The following is a 275-nucleotide window of genomic DNA, read 5'->3' as shown; positions in this document are numbered from 1 at the left end:
AGAAACAGGAATCCCAAGTAAATCACTTCATTTTTATTTTAAATTAAATATGGCTACTATGCTCAAAGCTTATAAATCATTTGATTCAGGGGTGGTCGTATGAAAATGAAGTGGATTCCAGAATATAATACTGGCATCGATGTGATTGATGACCAACATAAACGTATTCTTGATTATATTAACGAAATTGTCGAGATTGGTGAAAATACCGATCGTGCCCGTATTAAACAGATTCTCGATAATATTATTGACTATACCCAGTCTCATTTTACCTT

General features: G+C 32.7%; 1 protein-coding gene. It reads left to right on the top strand.

Going from position 1 to position 275, the window contains the following annotated elements; all coding sequences use genetic code 11:
• Positions 1-99 precede the first annotated feature (99 nt).
• Positions 100-275, top strand: a 176-nt coding sequence (locus CVH10_RS27335) for a hemerythrin domain-containing protein (RefSeq protein WP_369335911.1), incomplete at its 3' end; no start/stop codon positions are given.

The organism is Halomonas sp. ND22Bw, from assembly GCF_003011945.1.
In the GTDB taxonomy this organism is placed as follows: domain Bacteria; phylum Pseudomonadota; class Gammaproteobacteria; order Pseudomonadales; family Halomonadaceae; genus Halomonas; species Halomonas halophila.
This window is presented reverse-complemented; position numbering and strand designations above follow the sequence as displayed.